Source organism: Candidatus Streptomyces philanthi (assembly GCF_059553635.1).
Window position 1 is genome coordinate 1 of sequence record NZ_JCANQV010000137.1, and the last position, 15,470, is coordinate 15,470.

A 15,470-nucleotide genomic window follows, 5' to 3' on the forward strand; every position below is an offset into this window, starting at 1 on the left:
GGCGCAGGGTGCGGCGGGCGCCCGGGGGCGCGGCCCGCCAGTTCTGGTACGCGAGATGCCCGGCGGTGCGCACGGTGCGTGCCGCTCGCCGTGCGGCGCGTTCCGCCGACTCCCGTCTGACCTGCCATGATCCGCTCTCGGGCATCTCGGACCAGCCCCTTTCGCCACCACACACCTGCGTGGGGGACACTTAATCACCAGACCAGTGTGTTGATCATGAAGGAGCCACCCGTGGAGTTCGACGTCACCATCGAGATCCCGAAGGGTTCGCGGAACAAGTACGAGGTGGACCACGAGACCGGTCGGATCCGCCTGGACCGTCGACTCTTCACCTCGACCAGCTACCCGGCCGACTACGGCTTCGTCGAGAACACCCTGGGTGAGGACGGCGACCCGCTGGACGCACTCGTCATCCTGGACGAGCCGACCTTCCCCGGCTGCCTCATCAAGTGCCGTGCGATCGGCATGTTCCGGATGACGGACGAGGCCGGCGGCGACGACAAGCTGCTGTGCGTCCCCGCCTCCGACCCGCGCGTGGAGCACCTGCGCGACATCCACCACGTCTCCGAGTTCGACCGCCTGGAGATCCAGCACTTCTTCGAGGTCTACAAGGACCTGGAGCCCGGCAAGTCCGTCGAGGGCGCTGACTGGGTCGGCCGCGCGGAGGCGGAGGCCGAGATCGAGGCGTCGTTCAAGCGCCTGGAGGCCCAGGGCGGCTCCCACTGACGGAGACCGTCACCACGGCCCTCCCGCGGCCTTCCGCCCCAGCTCGGGGGCCGCGGGAATCCGGCTGATTTTCCTACGAACGGGCGGCACCCAGTCGGGGTGCCGCCCGTTCGCCGTACCGGGCACTCGCGCGCGATGTCCGCGCCCTAGAAACCACGGGTCCGCTTCGCGGCCCGTCGGCCGAGCCCCTCCGCCCCCGGTGCGCGCAGCACGAGCCGGGCGATCTCGCCCCCGAGGTTGACGCCGACGGCGATGGCCAGCGCCAGGGAGGCGGCCTTGATCAGCGAGGAGATGCCGTCGAGCATGTTGCCCTTGGCGAAGTTCAGCAGGCCGAAGTAGGTGGCGCTGCCGGGCAGCAGCGGGCCGATGGCGGCGGTGACGTACGGCAGCGCCGAGGCGTAGCGGTAACGGGACAGCAGCTGCCCGAAGAGACCGACGAGGCCGGCGGCGATGGCGGTGGAGGGCACGGCGTTGACCCCGGCGACATTGGCGAGGGCCCCGTAGACGACCCAGGCCACACCGGCGTTGAGGGTGGCGAAGGCGACGGTGTGGCGTTCCTGCTGGAGCAGCACGCAGAACGCCAGCGCCAGCAGCATGGACGCGACGATCTGTACCGGTGGGTCGTTGAAGCTCCCCAGGGCCCGCTCGGGGCTCAGGCGTTCGAGTTCGGGGTCGAGCTGGAGGCCCATGTACAGCACGCTGAGCACGCCCACCACGATGCCGACGATGAGGTAGACGACCTCCAGCAGGCGGGCGGAGGCGGTGATGTAGTAGCCCGTCAGGCCGTCCTGCACCCCGGCGACCAGGGCGCGTCCGGGGATCAGCGCGAAGAGTCCGCCGGTGATCACCGCGGACGCCTGCACATTGGCGTGCGCCAGGCCGAAGCCGACGCCGATCGCGGCGGGCGGCATCGCGGCCCCGACGAACTGGTAGAACTCGGGCAGCCCGCGCGCCGACGCCAGCCACGCCAGCCGGTCGCCGAGCATCGACCCGGCCGCCGCCGCGGCGAACACCGTCGGCCCGCCGCCGACCAGCATCGAAGCGGCGCCGGAGAGCAGCCCGGAGGCCAGCGTCAGCGCCCAGGTGGGGTACGGGTGCCGGTTGCGGCGGATCTCGGCCAGGCCCCGGTACGCCTCTTCGAGGCTGATGCCCTCGGAGGTGATGTCGTCGACGAGGCGGAAGACGGCGGACAGCCGGGTGTAGTCGACGCCGCGGCGCCGTACCGTGCGGCTGGCGGTGACGGGGTCGTCCACCAGGGACGGCTGGTACGAGATCGACAGCAGGGTGAAGGTGACCGTCGGCTCGACGCGCTCCAGCCCGTAGGCGTGGGCGACGCCGAACATCGCCGCCTCCACGTCCTCGGCGCCCTCGCCGCCGGCCAGCAGGATCTCGCCGATACGGAGGGTCAGGTCGAGCACCCGGGGCACGGCGGGCCCGCCCTCCTCGGCGCGTTCGGCGCGCTCGGGGACGGGGCGTTCGCCGATCGGCATCCGCAGCATGGTCCGCATCCGGTCCTGCCAGGGCGCCTCCTTGGTGAGGCTCAGGGCGGGGATGCCGTGCGGCGGGGTGAACGCGGGGTAGGCGGGCAGCGGGGTCTGGCCCGTGGTGGTGCCGCTCGGGGGCGCGAAGGCGGAGCCCTCCGGCCCGGCCGGCGCCTCGTGCCGCAGCCCCTCGGGCAGGGCGAACTCGGAGGTGGGACTCTCGTCCTCGGGGGGAGGCGGGGCGGGGACACCGAGCGGCGGGGTGAACGCGCTGTGGGTGTCCTCCGGGTGCGGTCTGCGCTCCTCGTGGGGCTCCGCCTGGCCGTGGCCGGGCGAGCTGTGCTGGCCGTTGCTGCCGCGCTGGACGCGCTGGGATTCCGACGCCACGTCTCTTCGCTCCTCGTACGCCTCCTGCCGATCGTCAAGGACACGATGCCTGATGCCCGGTCGGGACACGCGGGGCGGGGGGTGGGGCGGAAGAGGCGCGGGTCACCGCCTGGCGTGCCTCCCGCGCCGTGTGTCTCCGCCGGTAGCCTGCCGGGGCGCGCCGCCGGCGGCGCCGGCCGCGGTGGCCTCCCGCTTCGCCTTGCCGCGGGCCCGCAGGAACTCGATCGCGATCGGCACGACCGAGATCAGCACGATGAGTATCAGCATCGCCTCGATGTTCTTGTGCACGAACTCGACATTGCCGAGCAGCGCGCCGAGCACCGTGACACCCGCGCCCCACAGGACACCGCCGACGACGTTGAACGTGAGGAAGGACCGGTAGTTCATCCGGCTCACACCGGCGATGATCGGGGTGAACGTCCGGACAATCGGGACGAAACGGGCCAGGATCAGCGACTTGGACCCGTACTTCTCGAAGAAGTCATGGGCCTTCTCGACGTTCTCCTGCTTGAACAGCCGGGAGTCGGGCCGCTTGAACAGTGAGGGGCCGACCTTGCGGCCGAAGAGATAGCCGGCCTGGTCGCCGAGGATCGCGGCCAGCACGATCAGGGTGCACACCAGCCACAGCGGCTTGCCCAGCTTGCCGGTGGTCACCAGGAGCCCGGTGGTGAAGAGGAGGGCGTCACCCGGCAGGAAGAAGCCGATGAGCAGGCCGGACTCCGCGAAGACGATGACCAGGACGCCTATCAGGCCGAACGTGGCGATCAGGTAGTCCGGGTCCAGCCACTGGGGGCCGAGCGCGAGGGTGTTCACGGAAAGGAGGCTCCTGGGTCAGGGCGCCGGATCATACGGTGCGAGGACTCCGGGCGACGGGGCGGGGGGCACGGTGTGCGGCCCAAAGCTATCAACGCCGTGTGACGGGCCGAGGTTCCAGCCCCGTACGGGGCCCGCGACTGGACCGCCGGGACGTCCCGGGTGATCCTTTTCCCGAGGAGGTTCACGACATGGGAATCGAGGAGTACGGCGGCGGGCAGCAGCCCCAGTCGGACGTGCTGGTGGTCACGACGAACGACGTCCCCGGGTATGTGGTGCGGCAGGTCATCGGTGAGGTCTTCGGGCTCACCGTCCGCTCCCGGCACCTGGGCAGCCAGATCGGCGCCGGCCTGAAGTCGATGATCGGCGGCGAGCTGAAGGGGCTGACCAAGACCCTGGTCGAGACGCGGAACCAGGCGATGGAGCGGCTGATCGAACAGGCCCGCGCCCGCGGCGCCAACGCGGTCCTGGCGTTCCGCTTCGACGTGACGGAGGCCGCCGACACCGGCACCGAGGTGTGCGCCTACGGCACGGCCGTGGTGATCGCCCCGCAGAGCTGACGCGGACGGGGCCCGGGGAACGGTGCACGCGCCCCCGGCGCACCGCCGTGCGCGCGGCACACGTCCGCATCGTGGAAAGGCCCGCGAGGCGTCCGACGCCGGGTGAGATCCTGCGCTCCATGCTGGGGATAACGGATCTGCCCACCTATCTGGCGGGCCTCGCGCTGATCATTCTGCTGCCCGGACCGAACTCGCTCTACGTCGTCTCCGTGGCGGCACGGCGCGGCCCGAAGGTGGCCTACCGGGCCGCGGCCGGGGTGCTGTGCGGTGACACGGTGCTGATGACGCTGTCGGCGGGCGGGGTGGCGTCGCTGCTCAAGACGAGCCCGGTGCTGTTCGCGGTCGTGAAGTTCGCGGGGGCCGGGTATCTGACGTGGCTGGCGTTCGGGATGCTGCGCGGCGCGGTGGCGCTGTGGCGCGGCCGGGCGGTGCGCGCGGCGGCCCGCGAGGAGGGGGCCCGGGAGCGCAAGGGGCCCGAGGAGCGGCCCTACCGGCGGGCGCTGATCGTCAGTCTGCTCAACCCGAAGGCGATCCTGTTCTTCATCTCCTTCTTCGTGCAGTTCGTCGACCCGTCCTACGCCCACCCGGTGCTGTCGTTCCTGACGCTGGGCGCCTGGGCGCAGCTGTTCAGCTTCACCTACCTGTCGGTCCTGATCTTCAGCGGGACGTATCTGGCCGCGACCTTCCGGCGGCGCAAGAAGCTGACGGCCGGTCTGTCGGCGGGCGCCGGGGCGGCATTCCTGGGGTTCGCGGCGAAGCTGTCGCTGGCGAGCGCGGGCTGAGCGGCGGCCGGGCGCGGCAGGCGGCGGCCCGCGCGGCCACCGTGGCTCAGGCGCCCGGCCCAGCACCAGGGGCCTTACGTGCCATATGCCCGTAAGGTCGGGTTTCAGGAGGTACGTCCATGTCCCCGCCCGACGCCCCTGTGCCCCATGACGTCCGTGTCGCCGTCGTCTACTACTCCTCGACCGGCACCGTCGCCCAGCTCGCCCAGCTGATCGCGGACGCGGCCGAGCACGCGGGGGCCGAGGTGCGGCTGCGCAGGGCCGCGGAGCTCGCCCCGCAGACCGCGATCGACGCCAACCCCGCCTGGGCCGCCAACGCCGCCGCGACCGCCGACATCCTGGAGGCCGCCCCCGAGGACATGCTCTGGGCCGACGCGGTGATCCTCGGCACCCCGACCCGCTTCGGCAATGTGTCCTCCCAGCTCAAGCAGTTCCTCGACACCCTCGGCGGGCTCTGGCACCAGGGCCGGCTGGCCGACAAGGTCTACAGCGGCTTCACCGCCTCCGCGACCGCGCACGGCGGCCAGGAGTCGACCCTGCTCGCGCTCTACCAGACGGTCCACCACTTCGGCGGCATCCTCGTCGCCCCCGGGTACACCGACCCCGCCAAGTACCGCGACGGCAATCCGTACGGCACCTCCCATGTCGGCGGCCCGGACGTACCGGTCGACGACACCGCGCGGGCCGCCGCCCGCGTCCAGGCCGCCCGCGTCGTCAAGATCACCAAGGCGTTCAAGGCCGGCTCCGCGGCCGCCCCCGTACCGGCGAACTGAGAGGCGACAGGCGATGACCCTCCACCGCGGCTCCCCGCCCCGCGAACGCACCCGCCCCGCCCGGCCCGTCAACCCCTTCTACGGCGAGGCCGACCCGGTCGCCGGCATGGAGACCTCCCCGCCGCGCCATACCCTCCCCGCCGACCCGGTCTCCCCGCACACCGCCTACCAGTTCGTGCACGACGAGCTGATGCTGGACGGCAACTCCCGGCTGAACCTCGCGACCTTCGTCACCACCTGGATGGAGCCGCAGGCCGCCGTCCTGATGAACGAGTGCCGCGACAAGAACATGATCGACAAGGACGAGTACCCGCGCACCGCGGAACTGGAGCGGCGCTGCGTCTCCATGCTCGCCGACCTGTGGCACGCCCCCGACCCGTCCGCCGTGATCGGCTGCTCCACCACCGGGTCGAGCGAGGCGTGCATGCTCGCCGGGATGGCCCTCAAGCGCCGCTGGATGACGCGCAACACCCACCGCTACCCGGTCGCCCGCCCCAATCTCGTCATGGGCGCCAACGTCCAGGTCTGCTGGGAGAAGTTCTGTACCTTCTGGGAGGTCGAGGCCCGCCAGGTCCCCATGGAGGGCGACCGCTTCCACCTCGACGCCGCGTCGGCCGCCGCGCTCTGCGACGAGAACACCATCGGCGTCGTCGCGGTCCTCGGCTCGACGTTCGACGGCTCGTACGAGCCGGTGGCCGAGGTGTGCGCGACGCTCGACGACCTCCAGGAGCGCACCGGCCTGAACGTCCCGGTCCATGTCGACGGCGCCTCGGGCGCGATGATCGCCCCGTTCCTCGACCCGGACCTGTGCTGGGACTTCCGGCTGCCGCGGGTCGCCTCCATCAACACCTCGGGCCACAAGTACGGGCTGGTCTACCCGGGCGTCGGCTGGGCCCTGTGGCGGGACGGCGACGCGCTCCCGGAGGAGCTGGTCTTCCGCGTCAACTACCTCGGCGGCGACATGCCGACCTTCGCCCTCAACTTCTCCCGGCCGGGCGCGCAGGTCGCCGCCCAGTACTACACCTTCCTGCGGCTGGGCCGTTCCGGCTTCCGCGCGGTGCAGCAGGCGACCCGCGACGTGGCCCGCTCGATGGCCGACCGCATCGGCTCCCTCGGCGACTTCACCCTGCTCACCCGCGGCGACGAGCTACCGGTCTTCGCCTTCACCACCGCCAAGGACGTCACCGCCTTCGACGTCTTCGACGTCTCCCGGCGGATGAAGGAGCGCGGCTGGCTGATCCCCGCGTACACCTTCCCCCCGCACCGCGAGGACCTCTCCGTGCTGCGTGTGGTGTGCCGCAACGGCTTCTCCCTGGACCTCGCGGACCTGTTCCTCGCGGACCTGGAGCGCCTGCTGCCCGAACTGCGCCGCCAGCCGGGGCCGTTGGGCCGTCCGGAGAGCGTGGCGACGGCCTTCCACCACTGACCGGCCGGTCCTCAGAACGTGAAGGTGCTCCGCCCGTGCTGGATGGAGATCCACTTCTGGGTGGTGAACGCCTCCACCGTGGACTCCCCGTTCAGCCGTCCCAGCCCGGAGAACTTCTCGCCGCCGAACGCGACCAGCGGCTCGTCCTGGACCGTGCCGTCATTGATGTGGATCATGCCGGTCTCTATCCGCCGCGCCAGCCGCACCCCGCGCTCCACCCGGGCGGTGTGCACCGCCCCGCTGAGGCCGTACGGCGAGTCGTTGGCGATCCGTACGGCCTCGTCCTCGCCGTCGAAGGGCACCAGCAGCGCCACCGGGCCGAAGATCTCCCGGCCGTGGACACCGGAGTCGCCCGGCAGTCCCGTGAGCACGGTCGGCTCCACGAGGTTGCCCCGGGCCCGGCCCCGCAGCAGCGCGGTGGCGCCGTCGGCTATCGCCCGGTCGACCAGGGCGGTCAGCGATTCGGCCTGGAAGGAGTTGATCAGCGGACCGATGTGGGTGGCCGGGTCGCGCGGGTCGCCGGTCCGCAGCGCGGCAACCTTCGCGAGGAACTTCTCGGTGAACTCCGCCTCGATCCGGCGGTCCAGCAGCACCCGGTTGGCGGCCATGCAGACCTGGCCCTGGTGGACGAAGCGGCTGAAGACCGCGGCGTCGACCGCGTAGTCGATGTCGGCGTCGTCGAGGACGATCAGCGCGCTGTTGCCGCTGAGTTCGAGGATGACACGCTTGAAGTGGCCGGCACTGACGGAGGCGATGTGACGGCCGGCCCGGTCCGATCCCGCGAACGAGATGACCTTGGGCACGGGGTGGTCGATCAGCGCGTCCCCGATCTCGGCGATATCGGTGACCAGGACGTTCAGCAGTCCGTCCGGCAGCCCCGCGTCCTGGAACAGCTTGGCGATCAGACCGCCGCCGAGGATCGGGGTGTTCTGGTTGGGCTTGATCACCACCGCGTTGCCCAGGGCGAGCGCGGGCGCGACCGACTTCATCGTCACGAGGAAGGGGAAGTTGAAGGGTCCGATCACCCCGACGACGCCGACCGGCAACCGGTGGACGCGGTTCTCCCTGCCCTCCACCGGGGACGGCAGGATGCGTCCTTGGACCCGCATCGCGAGCTGTACGGCCTCGCGGACGAACTCCTTGGCGAGGCGCACCTCGTAGGCCGCCTTGAAGCGGGTGCCGCCCAGTTCGAGGACGAGCGCCTCGGTGATCTCGTCCGTGCGCTCCTCGATGATCCCCAGCAGCCGCTCCAGGACGTCCCGCCGGGCGTACGGGGTGGCCTCGCCCCAGGCCCGCTGCGCGCGCTCGGCGGCGCGGTACGCCTCGTCGACCTGGTCCACTCCGGCGACCGTGATCGAGGCCAGTTTTTCCTGGTCGTAGGGGTTGAAGTCGATGATGTCCCACGAGCCGCTGCCGTCTCGCCACTCGCCGTCGATGAACTGGTGGGCCAGGTCGGCGAAGAAGGACATGGCATCCCTATTCTGTGGGGCTCTGCGGGGGGAGTGATCCTCCGTCATCCTACCCGCGAGTCAGGTCAGTTGGAGCAGACCACGCAAAAGATCCCTGGTCTCCGAGGGGCTCGGGCTGTCCTCCTGGAGACGGGACATGACCCGCTCGTACTGGCCCACTTCTTCGCGCTTGTCGAGATAGAGCGCACTGGTGAGGTGTTCGAGGTAGACGAGGTCCGAGAGGTCGGACTCGGGGAACCGCAGCATCGTGAAGGCACCGCTCTCGCCCGCGTGCCCGCCGAAGCTGAACGGCATCACCTGGAGCCGGACATTGGGCCGCTCCGAGATGTCGATCAGATGAGCGATCTGGCCGCGCATCACCCCGCGTCCGCCGTACGGGCGGCGCAGCGCGGCCTCGTCCAGTACGCAGTGCAGATGCGGCGCGTCCTCCGCTATCAGCAGCTTCTGCCTCTCCTGGCGCAGCGCCACCCGCCGCTCCACGTCCGCGGCCGGGGCGCCGGGCATGCCGCGGCTGACGACGGCGTGCGCGTACTCCTCGGTCTGCAACAGTCCGTGGACGAACTGCACCTCGTAGATACGGATGAGGGACGCGGCTCCTTCCAGACCCACATATGTCTGGAACCACCCCGGAAGCACATCGCCGTAACTGTGCCACCACCCGGCGATGTTGGCCTCCTTGGCCAGCGCCAGCAGCGCCTCCCGCTCGCGTGCGTCGCCGACGCCGTAGAGCGTGAGGAGGTCCTCGATGTCACGTGCCTTGAAGCTCACCCTGCCCAACTCCATGCGGCTGATCTTCGATTCGGACGCGCGGATCGAATAGCCCGCCGCTTCACGGGTTATCCCGCGCGATTCGCGCAGCCGGCGCAGTTGCGATCCCAGGAGGATGCGCCTCACCACCGACCCGCTCGACTCACTTGCGGACACCTTTCCGACCCTCCCGTGGCCCCACCCGTCCAACAGTGGGCCGCAGTCTGCCACGTCCGGGCACCGTTGAGTGCTCGTGCGGTTACTGATATGTGAGGTCCGCCCGAGGCACGCCCACGCCGCCCTGAAGAAGAATTGCGCGCGAATCCGACCGCCCCTACGCAATCAAGACGCGTGCACGTGCATCTGCCCTTGCATCTGGCGTACGCATTGGGAACGATGGGCTGCGCACGCATGCACGCTCGTGAAAGATCCGCCAGATCCGGCTGACCGGCCAGGGTCATGACGTCCGCGAACGCCAGGAGTGCCTCGCATGGGGACCAAGGTTTTGACCCTAGAGCCGTTGTGGCAGGGCCTTCCTCCCATCGACCCCTTGTCCGTCTCCGGTTCCGTGTCCTGCACGCTCCCGCCGCGGTACGAATCGGTCGGCGGAGCGCGGAGGTTCACCCGCGACACGCTCTGCGGCTGGGGCCTGGACGACCTCTTCGACGGGGTCGGCCTGGTGGTCTCCGAACTCGTCACCAACGCCCTGCGGCATGCCGTGCTCGCCGCTCCCGAGCTGGCCGGCAGCGCTCCCCCGGCCCGTCTCCACCTGATGCGCTGGTCGTCGAGGCTGGTGTGCGCGGTGCGCGACCCCAGCGACGCCTCGCCGGTCACCGGTGACGCCGACTCGTCCGACGAGTCGGGGCGCGGGCTGTGCCTGGTGGAGTCCTTCAGCGACAGCTGGGGCTGGCACCCGCTGTCCGGGGCGCCGCACGGCAAGGTCGTCTGGGCGCTGTTCCGGCTGCCGCAGGGCCGCGCGCCAAAGGCCCCGCGCGAGGTCCGGCACCGCCTCTGACCACGCGGAACCCGCGGACCCGGTCCCATGCGAACGGGCCGCCGCCCGGACCCGAGGGTCTTTCGGGCGGCGGCCCGTTCGCACGCGCCGTCCTAGCCGCGCACCAGGTGGTCGAATTCCCCGTCCTTGACGCCGAGCAGCATCGCCTCCACCTCGGCCGGGGTGTAGATGAGCGCGGGGCCGTCCGGGAAACGGGAATTGCGGACGGCTATCTCCCCGCCGGGGAGCTTGGCGAACTCCACGCACGAGCCCTGCGAATTGCTGTGCCGGCTCTTCTGCCAGGCCGCGTCACGGAGATCCGTCGCGGCCATGCCGTTGTATGCGTCGGGCACAGGGGTCTCCCGGTGATGAATGGTGTCAACTGCCCGGGATCATAGTCGCGTTCACGTGCAGATGCATGCGCAGATGCACGTGCACGACAGGGGGTGCCGACACGGTCACAGCTCGTCGAGGGTCCGGCCCCGGACGGAACGTCAAGACCGCCTCACGAGCCTCTTGAGTGGCGGTACTCACAGCGTGCTCAGCACCTCCCCCAGCCTCTCGCTCACCATCGACCGCCAACCGCCGCCCATGATGCGGCGGGCCTGCATCTGGAACGGGTCGTCGGGGTCGAAGCCCTCGTGGACGAGGAAGAGACGTGTGCCGCGCCCTTCGGGTTCCAGGGTCCACGTCAGTTTCCAGTCGGCGCGATTGCCCTGCCCCTCGTCGGCGTCGCGCCAGCGCATCCGCAGCATCCGCTCCGGCTCGAACGCGAGCACCTCGGCGACGACCGCGCCGGAGAAGTTGCCGCCCGGCCGGGGCAGCGTCGTCATCGTGTAGCGGTGGCCGACCTCCAGCCGGAAGTCACCCGGCATCATCCACCGGGCGATCAGCTCGGGTTCGGTGAGCGCCCGCCAGACCTTCGCGGGCGGATGCGGCAGGAACCGGGCGACGCGGAGGGTCGTCGGGTCGTCGTCGGGGGTGATGTGGGGGGTGGTCATCGTGCTTCTTCCTCGGGGAGGTGGTCGAGCAGTTCTCCCAGGTCCGTGAGCCTGGCGTGCCAGAACCGCTCGTAGGGGCCGAGCCAGTCGCGGACCTCGGCGAGGGGGGCGGCCCGCAGTCGGTAGATCCGCTGCCGTCCGGAGCGCTCCTCGTCCACCAGTCCGGCCTGGCGCAGCACCTTCAGATGCTCGGACAGGCTCGGGCGGCGCATCGCGAAGTGGTCGGCCAGCCGCTGGACGGGCTGCGGCCCGTCGTCGCGCAGCAGGCGCAGCACCTCGCGCCGGGTGCCGTTGGCGAGCGCGGCGAAGATCCGGTCCTGGTCGGCGGCGGACCGTACGGGAGTGGCGTTCACCCTCCCGACGATACGTAGGGGATTCCCTACGCGTCAAACGTAGGAAATCCCCTACCGATCACTCCGGGGACTCAGCGTGCGGCGTACGGCAGCAGTGCCATCTCCCGGGCGTTCTTGACCGCGCGGGCCAGCTGCCGCTGCTGCCGCGCCGTGACCCGGGTGACCCGGCGGCCGCGGATCTTGCCGCGGTCGGAGAGGAACCTTCGCAGCAGATCGGTGTCCTTGTAGTCGACGTAGGTGATGCCTGCCGCGTCGAGCGGGTTGGGGCGGGGGGCCGCCGGGCGGCGGTCGCGCTTGCGGGACATGGGTGGGGCTCCTTGCGGGGGCGGGCTTCGGCGGCGGTCCCTACGGGACGGGGTCGAGCAGCGCGTCGAACGCGGGCGGCAGGGTTTTCCAGGACGGCGGCCCGCCCGCGTACTCGGCGTCGGTGAGCAGGCAGGAGTCCAGCAGGGACGTCAGCCCCTCGCGGTCCAGGCCGGGGGAGGTGAAGACCAGGTGCTGGGCGCGGTCGCCGTGCTCGGGGTGCCAGTCGAGCGCGGCGGCGGCCCGGCGCACCGGTGGCACCAGCTCCCAGGCGGCGTCGGGCAGGGACGCCAGCCACGGTCCGGCGCTCTCCACGCACAGCGCTCCGCCCGCCGCGTCCCAGGACAGCAGGGTGTCGGGGCGGTCGGCGAGCCAGAAGCGGCCCCGGCTGCGGGCGGCCGCGCAGGTCAGGTCCTCCAGTGCCGCGTAGAGGCGCCCGGGGTGGAAGGGGCGGGAGCGGCGCCAGACGAGGGTGGTGACGCCGGCCTCGTCGGCCTCCTGCGGCAGCAGGGCGCAGGCCGGGTGCTGCCGGGCCGCGGCGGCCCCGACATCGAAGCCCGCGGTCGCGGCGGCCGCCAGAGCGGCGGAGTCCAGCGGTATCCGGCGGGCCGTCGGGTGCAGTTGGGCGAGCAGCGCCAGGTCCGCCTCGTCGGCCGGCTCCTCCCCCGGCACCAGCGCCAGCACCGGCGCGTACTCCAGTTGGCGCGCCCAGGTGTCGGCGACGGTGCGCCGGTCGGTGGGGGCGGCGGCCAGGCCGCGTTCGGCGAGGTCGTCGCCGCTGCCGAGGCAGGGCAGTACCAGGGCGGGGTCGACGGCGGTGATCACGCCGGTCAGTACCAGCGTCTCGCCGGCGTGCGCGGCGACGACCTCCGCCATCGCCTGCGGCTCGACGGAGTCCCACAGTTCGACGACGGCGAGCCGGCGGGTCCGGCCGGCGGCGATCCGTTGCAGCTCGGGTACCAGGTCCTCGCGCAGCGCGCAGCAGGCGCAGCCGTTGACCAGCGGCGCGCGTCCGGAGTCGAGCGTGCCGCCGGCGTCGCGGACGGTGCGCAGGACGGTGCCGTCGGCGGCGGCCGGGGTCAGGTCGTGGTGGAGGGCGACGCCGCCCGGCACGGCGCGCAGCAGGCGGGTGACCACGGCCTGCCGCGCGTCGGCGTGCAGCCCGCCGACCAGGACGACGGGAAGGCGTTCCATCAGCGGGCCCCGCGCTTGCCGTAGCGGCGTTCGAACCGCTCGACGCGACCCGCGGTGTCCAGCACCCGGGCGGTGCCGGTGAAGAAGGGGTGGCTCGCCGAGGAGATCTCGACGTCGACCACGGGGTAGGTGCGGCCGTCCTCCCACGTGATCGTCCGGTCGCCGGTGGCGGTCGAGCGGGTCAGGAAGGCGAAGCCGGCGGCCCGGTCGCGGAAGACGACGGGCCCGTAGGCGGGGTGGATTCCGGGCTTCATGGCGTGCTTCAGCGCTCCTCTCGGAAGGTGACGTGGCGGCGGGCGACCGGGTCGTACTTGCGCAGGACGAGGCGGTCGGGGTCGCTGCGGCGGTTCTTGCGGGTGACGTACGTGTAGCCGGTGCCGGCGGTGGACCGGAGCTTGACGACCGGCCGGAGTTCGTTGCGGGCCATGCGGGTAGTATACGGAAATGGTTTCCATTTTCAATAGCATGTTCGGAGGGGTCTCACCATGTCCGCCCACTGCCAGCTGACCGGCCGCAGCCCCGGCTTCGGCAAGGCCGTCTCGCACTCCCACCGCCGCACCTCGCGCCGCTTCGACCCCAACGTCCAGCGCAAGCGCTACTGGCTCGCGAGCGAGGGCCGCCACGTCCGCCTCACCCTGAGCGCCAAGGGCATCAAGACCGTCGACGCCCTCGGGATCGAGGCGGCCGTCGCGCGTATCCGCGCACGAGGGGAGCACGTCTGATGGCCAAGAAGAGCAAGATCGTCAAGAACGAGAAGCGGCGGCTCACCGTCGCCCGGTACGCCGCCCGCCGCGCGGCCCTCAAGGCCGTTCTCGGCGATCCGCGGTCCTCGGACGCGGAGCGGACCGCCGCCCGGCGAGCCCTGGACCGCCAGCCCCGGGACGCCAGCGCCACCCGGGTCCGCAACCGCGACGCCGTCGACGGCCGCCCCCGCGGCTACTTCCGTACCTTCGGCCTCTCCCGTGTCCGCCTGCGCGCACAGGCGCACGCCGGATTCCTGCCGGGGGTGCGCAAGTCCAGCTGGTGACAGGCGCCGGCCCGGTCCGGAAGCACCCCGGACCGGGCCCCTCACGGCCGACTACGCCGTTCGGGTCATACTGGGCAGAACGTCCGCAGGCACCCCCCACGAAAGCGAGCGCCCCATGCTCCGGAACGCCTTGGAACCCTGGCACCTGATCGTCGTGATCGCCGTGCTGGTCCTGCTCTTCGGCTCGAAGAAGCTCCCGGACATGGCACGCGGCCTCGGCCGCTCGCTGCGCATCCTCAAGTCCGAGACCAAGGCCCTGCGCGACGAGAAGCCGGCCGGCGGGCAGCAGTCCGCGCCCCGCCCGGAGTCCGCCGCCACTCACTGATCACGGCCGGGTCAGCTGTCCCCGCCCTCCTCGATCAGCCGCCGCACCTCGCGGTCGATCAGGCCCAGCCGGGCCTCGGCGACCAGCGGCACCGCACGCCGCTGGCGGCGCGCCTCCGACGGGTCGATGTCGACGGTGACCAGCGCGGGCTCCCACTTGGGGGCCTGCGCCACGACCGTCCCGCGCGGGTCCACCACCCGGGAGCCGCCCCAGAAGGACGCCCCGTGCTCGTTGCCGACGCGGTTGACGAAGACCACCCAGCACTGGAGCATCTTCGCCGTGTAGGACACCAGTGTGTCCCAGTACAGCCCGGTGTCCATCGCCTCCGGGTCCAGGCTCGCCGCGCTGTTCGTGGGGATGAACAGCACCTCCGCGCCGTCCTGCACCGCCAGCCACGGCAGCACCGGCTGCCAGGCGTCGTTGCACACCAGCGTCGCACCCCGGCCCCCGGTGGGCGAGCTGGCGAGGTCGTACGCGCGCATCGACTGCCCGGGGCTGACGTGCTTGCGCTCCTCCCAGGCCAGGTAATTGGGCAGATAGAGCTTGCGGTGGGCGTGCACCAGCGTGCCCTGTGAGCAGTACGCCACGGTGTTGTACGCCCGCAGGCTGGTGTGCTCGTGGAAGCCGATCAGAACGTCCGGCCCCACGGTGCTCAGCTCCAGCATCCGGGGATCACGCGTCTCGATGGACGTGTCGTCGCGGAGTTCGCCCAGGTGGTAGCCGTGCAGACTCAGTTCCGGGAAGACCACCAGTTCGGAGCCCTGCTCCGCCGCTTCCGCGATCCGCTCCCGGGCGATGCCGAGGTTCTCCGGTACCTCGCCCAGTACGCAGTCCGTCTGCGCCAACGCTATGCGCATGACCCACCTCGCAGAATCACGCTTCGAGGCCCCTGTCTGCCATTTTCCCAGAGGTCACGGTGGACGGCCGGGGCGACCGGGCGTTTTCTCCATTTTTGAGGGGCTTGGTACCGCGCTTCACCCCCCTTGCCGCGACGTCATCACACCAATGAGCGAAAGAACGACCGTTCCCGTGCCGGGGAGGGGGTGCCGCACGTTGAGCCGCACAGTCCGTCGTCCGCCCGCCGGGCGGCTTCCAGCCGCAGCGCCGCC

The 15,470-nt window shown here is 71.3% G+C and carries 21 protein-coding genes; 9 read left to right on the forward strand and 12 right to left on the reverse strand.

The annotated features are described in order from the left end of the window. The first annotated feature begins 231 nt into the window (after positions 1-231). Positions 232-726 carry an inorganic diphosphatase gene (locus AC51EU_RS17345; protein WP_496267897.1) on the forward strand — a complete coding sequence of 165 codons (495 nt, stop codon included), beginning with the start codon at positions 232-234 and terminating at the stop codon, positions 724-726. 146 nt (positions 727-872) lie between these two features. On the opposite strand, the gene AC51EU_RS17350 is transcribed toward AC51EU_RS17345, so the two are convergent. Together AC51EU_RS17350 and AC51EU_RS17355 are read right to left on the reverse strand one after the other, a co-directional pair. Next, positions 873-2,594 (reverse strand): threonine/serine exporter family protein, encoded by a 1,722-nt coding sequence (locus AC51EU_RS17350; RefSeq protein ID WP_496267877.1) that lies wholly within the window; start codon positions 2,592-2,594, stop codon positions 873-875. A 102-nt stretch (positions 2,595-2,696) separates the two neighbouring features. Next, on the reverse strand, positions 2,697-3,407 hold the full coding sequence (locus tag AC51EU_RS17355; RefSeq protein WP_496267878.1) for a DedA family protein: 711 nt from the start codon (positions 3,405-3,407) through the stop codon (positions 2,697-2,699). Between the two features lie 191 nt (positions 3,408-3,598). Here AC51EU_RS17355 and AC51EU_RS17360 point away from each other — a divergent pair, with 191 nt between their 5' ends. The 4 genes from AC51EU_RS17360 to gad all read left to right on the forward strand — a co-directional run bounded on the left by AC51EU_RS17360 (position 3,599) and on the right by gad (position 6,948). Continuing rightward, the gene (locus AC51EU_RS17360) at positions 3,599-3,967 is read left to right on the forward strand and encodes a YbjQ family protein (protein ID WP_496267879.1); all 369 of its coding nucleotides are present in this window, start codon (positions 3,599-3,601) and stop codon (positions 3,965-3,967) included. A 119-nt stretch (positions 3,968-4,086) separates the two neighbouring features. After that, positions 4,087-4,749 (forward strand): leucine efflux protein LeuE, encoded by a 663-nt coding sequence (gene leuE / locus AC51EU_RS17365; protein ID WP_496267880.1) that lies wholly within the window; start codon positions 4,087-4,089, stop codon positions 4,747-4,749. 119 nt (positions 4,750-4,868) lie between these two features. Continuing rightward, positions 4,869-5,522 (forward strand): NAD(P)H:quinone oxidoreductase, encoded by a 654-nt coding sequence (gene wrbA / locus AC51EU_RS17370; protein WP_496267881.1) that lies wholly within the window; start codon positions 4,869-4,871, stop codon positions 5,520-5,522. Positions 5,523-5,535: 13 nt separating this feature from the next. After that, complete coding sequence (gad, locus tag AC51EU_RS17375) at positions 5,536-6,948, forward strand: glutamate decarboxylase (protein ID WP_496267882.1); 1,413 nt, start codon at positions 5,536-5,538, stop codon at positions 6,946-6,948. Positions 6,949-6,959: 11 nt separating this feature from the next. On the opposite strand, the gene AC51EU_RS17380 is transcribed toward gad, so the two are convergent. Together AC51EU_RS17380 and AC51EU_RS17385 are read right to left on the reverse strand one after the other, a co-directional pair. Next, complete coding sequence (locus AC51EU_RS17380) at positions 6,960-8,417, reverse strand: aldehyde dehydrogenase family protein (RefSeq protein ID WP_496267883.1); 1,458 nt, start codon at positions 8,415-8,417, stop codon at positions 6,960-6,962. Positions 8,418-8,477: 60 nt separating this feature from the next. Next, complete coding sequence (locus AC51EU_RS17385) at positions 8,478-9,341, reverse strand: Sco1979 family transcriptional regulator (protein ID WP_496267884.1); 864 nt, start codon at positions 9,339-9,341, stop codon at positions 8,478-8,480. Positions 9,342-9,654: 313 nt separating this feature from the next. Between AC51EU_RS17385 and AC51EU_RS17390 the strand changes: the two genes are divergently transcribed. Continuing rightward, entirely contained in the window at positions 9,655-10,179 is a 525-nt protein-coding gene (locus AC51EU_RS17390; RefSeq protein ID WP_496267885.1) for an ATP-binding protein, read from the forward strand. 92 nt (positions 10,180-10,271) lie between these two features. Here the strand turns inward: AC51EU_RS17390 and AC51EU_RS17395 are convergent, their stop codons facing one another. The 7 genes from AC51EU_RS17395 to rpmG form a co-directional block, all read right to left on the reverse strand. Next, the gene (locus AC51EU_RS17395; RefSeq protein ID WP_496267886.1) at positions 10,272-10,511 is read right to left on the reverse strand and encodes a DUF397 domain-containing protein; all 240 of its coding nucleotides are present in this window, start codon (positions 10,509-10,511) and stop codon (positions 10,272-10,274) included. A gap of 177 nt (positions 10,512-10,688) precedes the next feature. Further along, positions 10,689-11,159, reverse strand: a complete 471-nt coding sequence (locus AC51EU_RS17400; RefSeq protein ID WP_496267887.1) for an SRPBCC family protein — start codon at positions 11,157-11,159, stop codon at positions 10,689-10,691. Next, positions 11,156-11,512 carry an ArsR/SmtB family transcription factor gene (locus tag AC51EU_RS17405; RefSeq protein WP_496267888.1) on the reverse strand — a complete coding sequence of 119 codons (357 nt, stop codon included), beginning with the start codon at positions 11,510-11,512 and terminating at the stop codon, positions 11,156-11,158. Before AC51EU_RS17405 ends, AC51EU_RS17400 begins: the two co-directional genes overlap by 4 nt. A 71-nt stretch (positions 11,513-11,583) precedes the next feature. Beyond that, positions 11,584-11,817 carry a 30S ribosomal protein S18 gene (gene rpsR / locus AC51EU_RS17410; RefSeq protein ID WP_496267889.1) on the reverse strand — a complete coding sequence of 78 codons (234 nt, stop codon included), beginning with the start codon at positions 11,815-11,817 and terminating at the stop codon, positions 11,584-11,586. A 40-nt stretch (positions 11,818-11,857) separates the two neighbouring features. Next, positions 11,858-13,009, reverse strand: a complete 1,152-nt coding sequence (locus AC51EU_RS17415) for a CobW family GTP-binding protein (protein WP_496267890.1) — start codon at positions 13,007-13,009, stop codon at positions 11,858-11,860. After that, positions 13,009-13,263, reverse strand: coding sequence for a type B 50S ribosomal protein L31 (locus AC51EU_RS17420; protein WP_496267891.1), 255 nt, complete (start codon positions 13,261-13,263; stop codon positions 13,009-13,011). Before AC51EU_RS17420 ends, AC51EU_RS17415 begins: the two co-directional genes overlap by 1 nt. 8 nt (positions 13,264-13,271) lie before the next feature. After that, positions 13,272-13,436 carry a 50S ribosomal protein L33 gene (gene rpmG, locus AC51EU_RS17425; protein ID WP_496267892.1) on the reverse strand — a complete coding sequence of 55 codons (165 nt, stop codon included), beginning with the start codon at positions 13,434-13,436 and terminating at the stop codon, positions 13,272-13,274. A gap of 58 nt (positions 13,437-13,494) precedes the next feature. Here rpmG and rpmB point away from each other — a divergent pair, with 58 nt between their 5' ends. From rpmB to tatA, 3 genes are all read left to right on the forward strand, one after another. Beyond that, a complete protein-coding gene (rpmB, locus tag AC51EU_RS17430) occupies positions 13,495-13,731 on the forward strand; it encodes a 50S ribosomal protein L28 (protein ID WP_496267893.1) in 237 nt (78 codons plus the stop codon). Beyond that, complete coding sequence (gene rpsN / locus AC51EU_RS17435; RefSeq protein ID WP_496267894.1) at positions 13,731-14,036, forward strand: 30S ribosomal protein S14; 306 nt, start codon at positions 13,731-13,733, stop codon at positions 14,034-14,036. The genes rpmB and rpsN overlap by 1 nt, the downstream gene beginning before the upstream one ends. Before the next feature lie 115 nt (positions 14,037-14,151). Continuing rightward, positions 14,152-14,361 carry a Sec-independent protein translocase subunit TatA gene (gene tatA, locus AC51EU_RS17440; RefSeq protein WP_496267895.1) on the forward strand — a complete coding sequence of 70 codons (210 nt, stop codon included), beginning with the start codon at positions 14,152-14,154 and terminating at the stop codon, positions 14,359-14,361. Positions 14,362-14,372: 11 nt separating this feature from the next. Here the strand turns inward: tatA and AC51EU_RS17445 are convergent, their stop codons facing one another. Then, positions 14,373-15,218, reverse strand: a complete 846-nt coding sequence (locus AC51EU_RS17445) for a nitrilase-related carbon-nitrogen hydrolase (RefSeq protein ID WP_496267896.1) — start codon at positions 15,216-15,218, stop codon at positions 14,373-14,375. Positions 15,219-15,470: the final 252 nt, after the last annotated feature.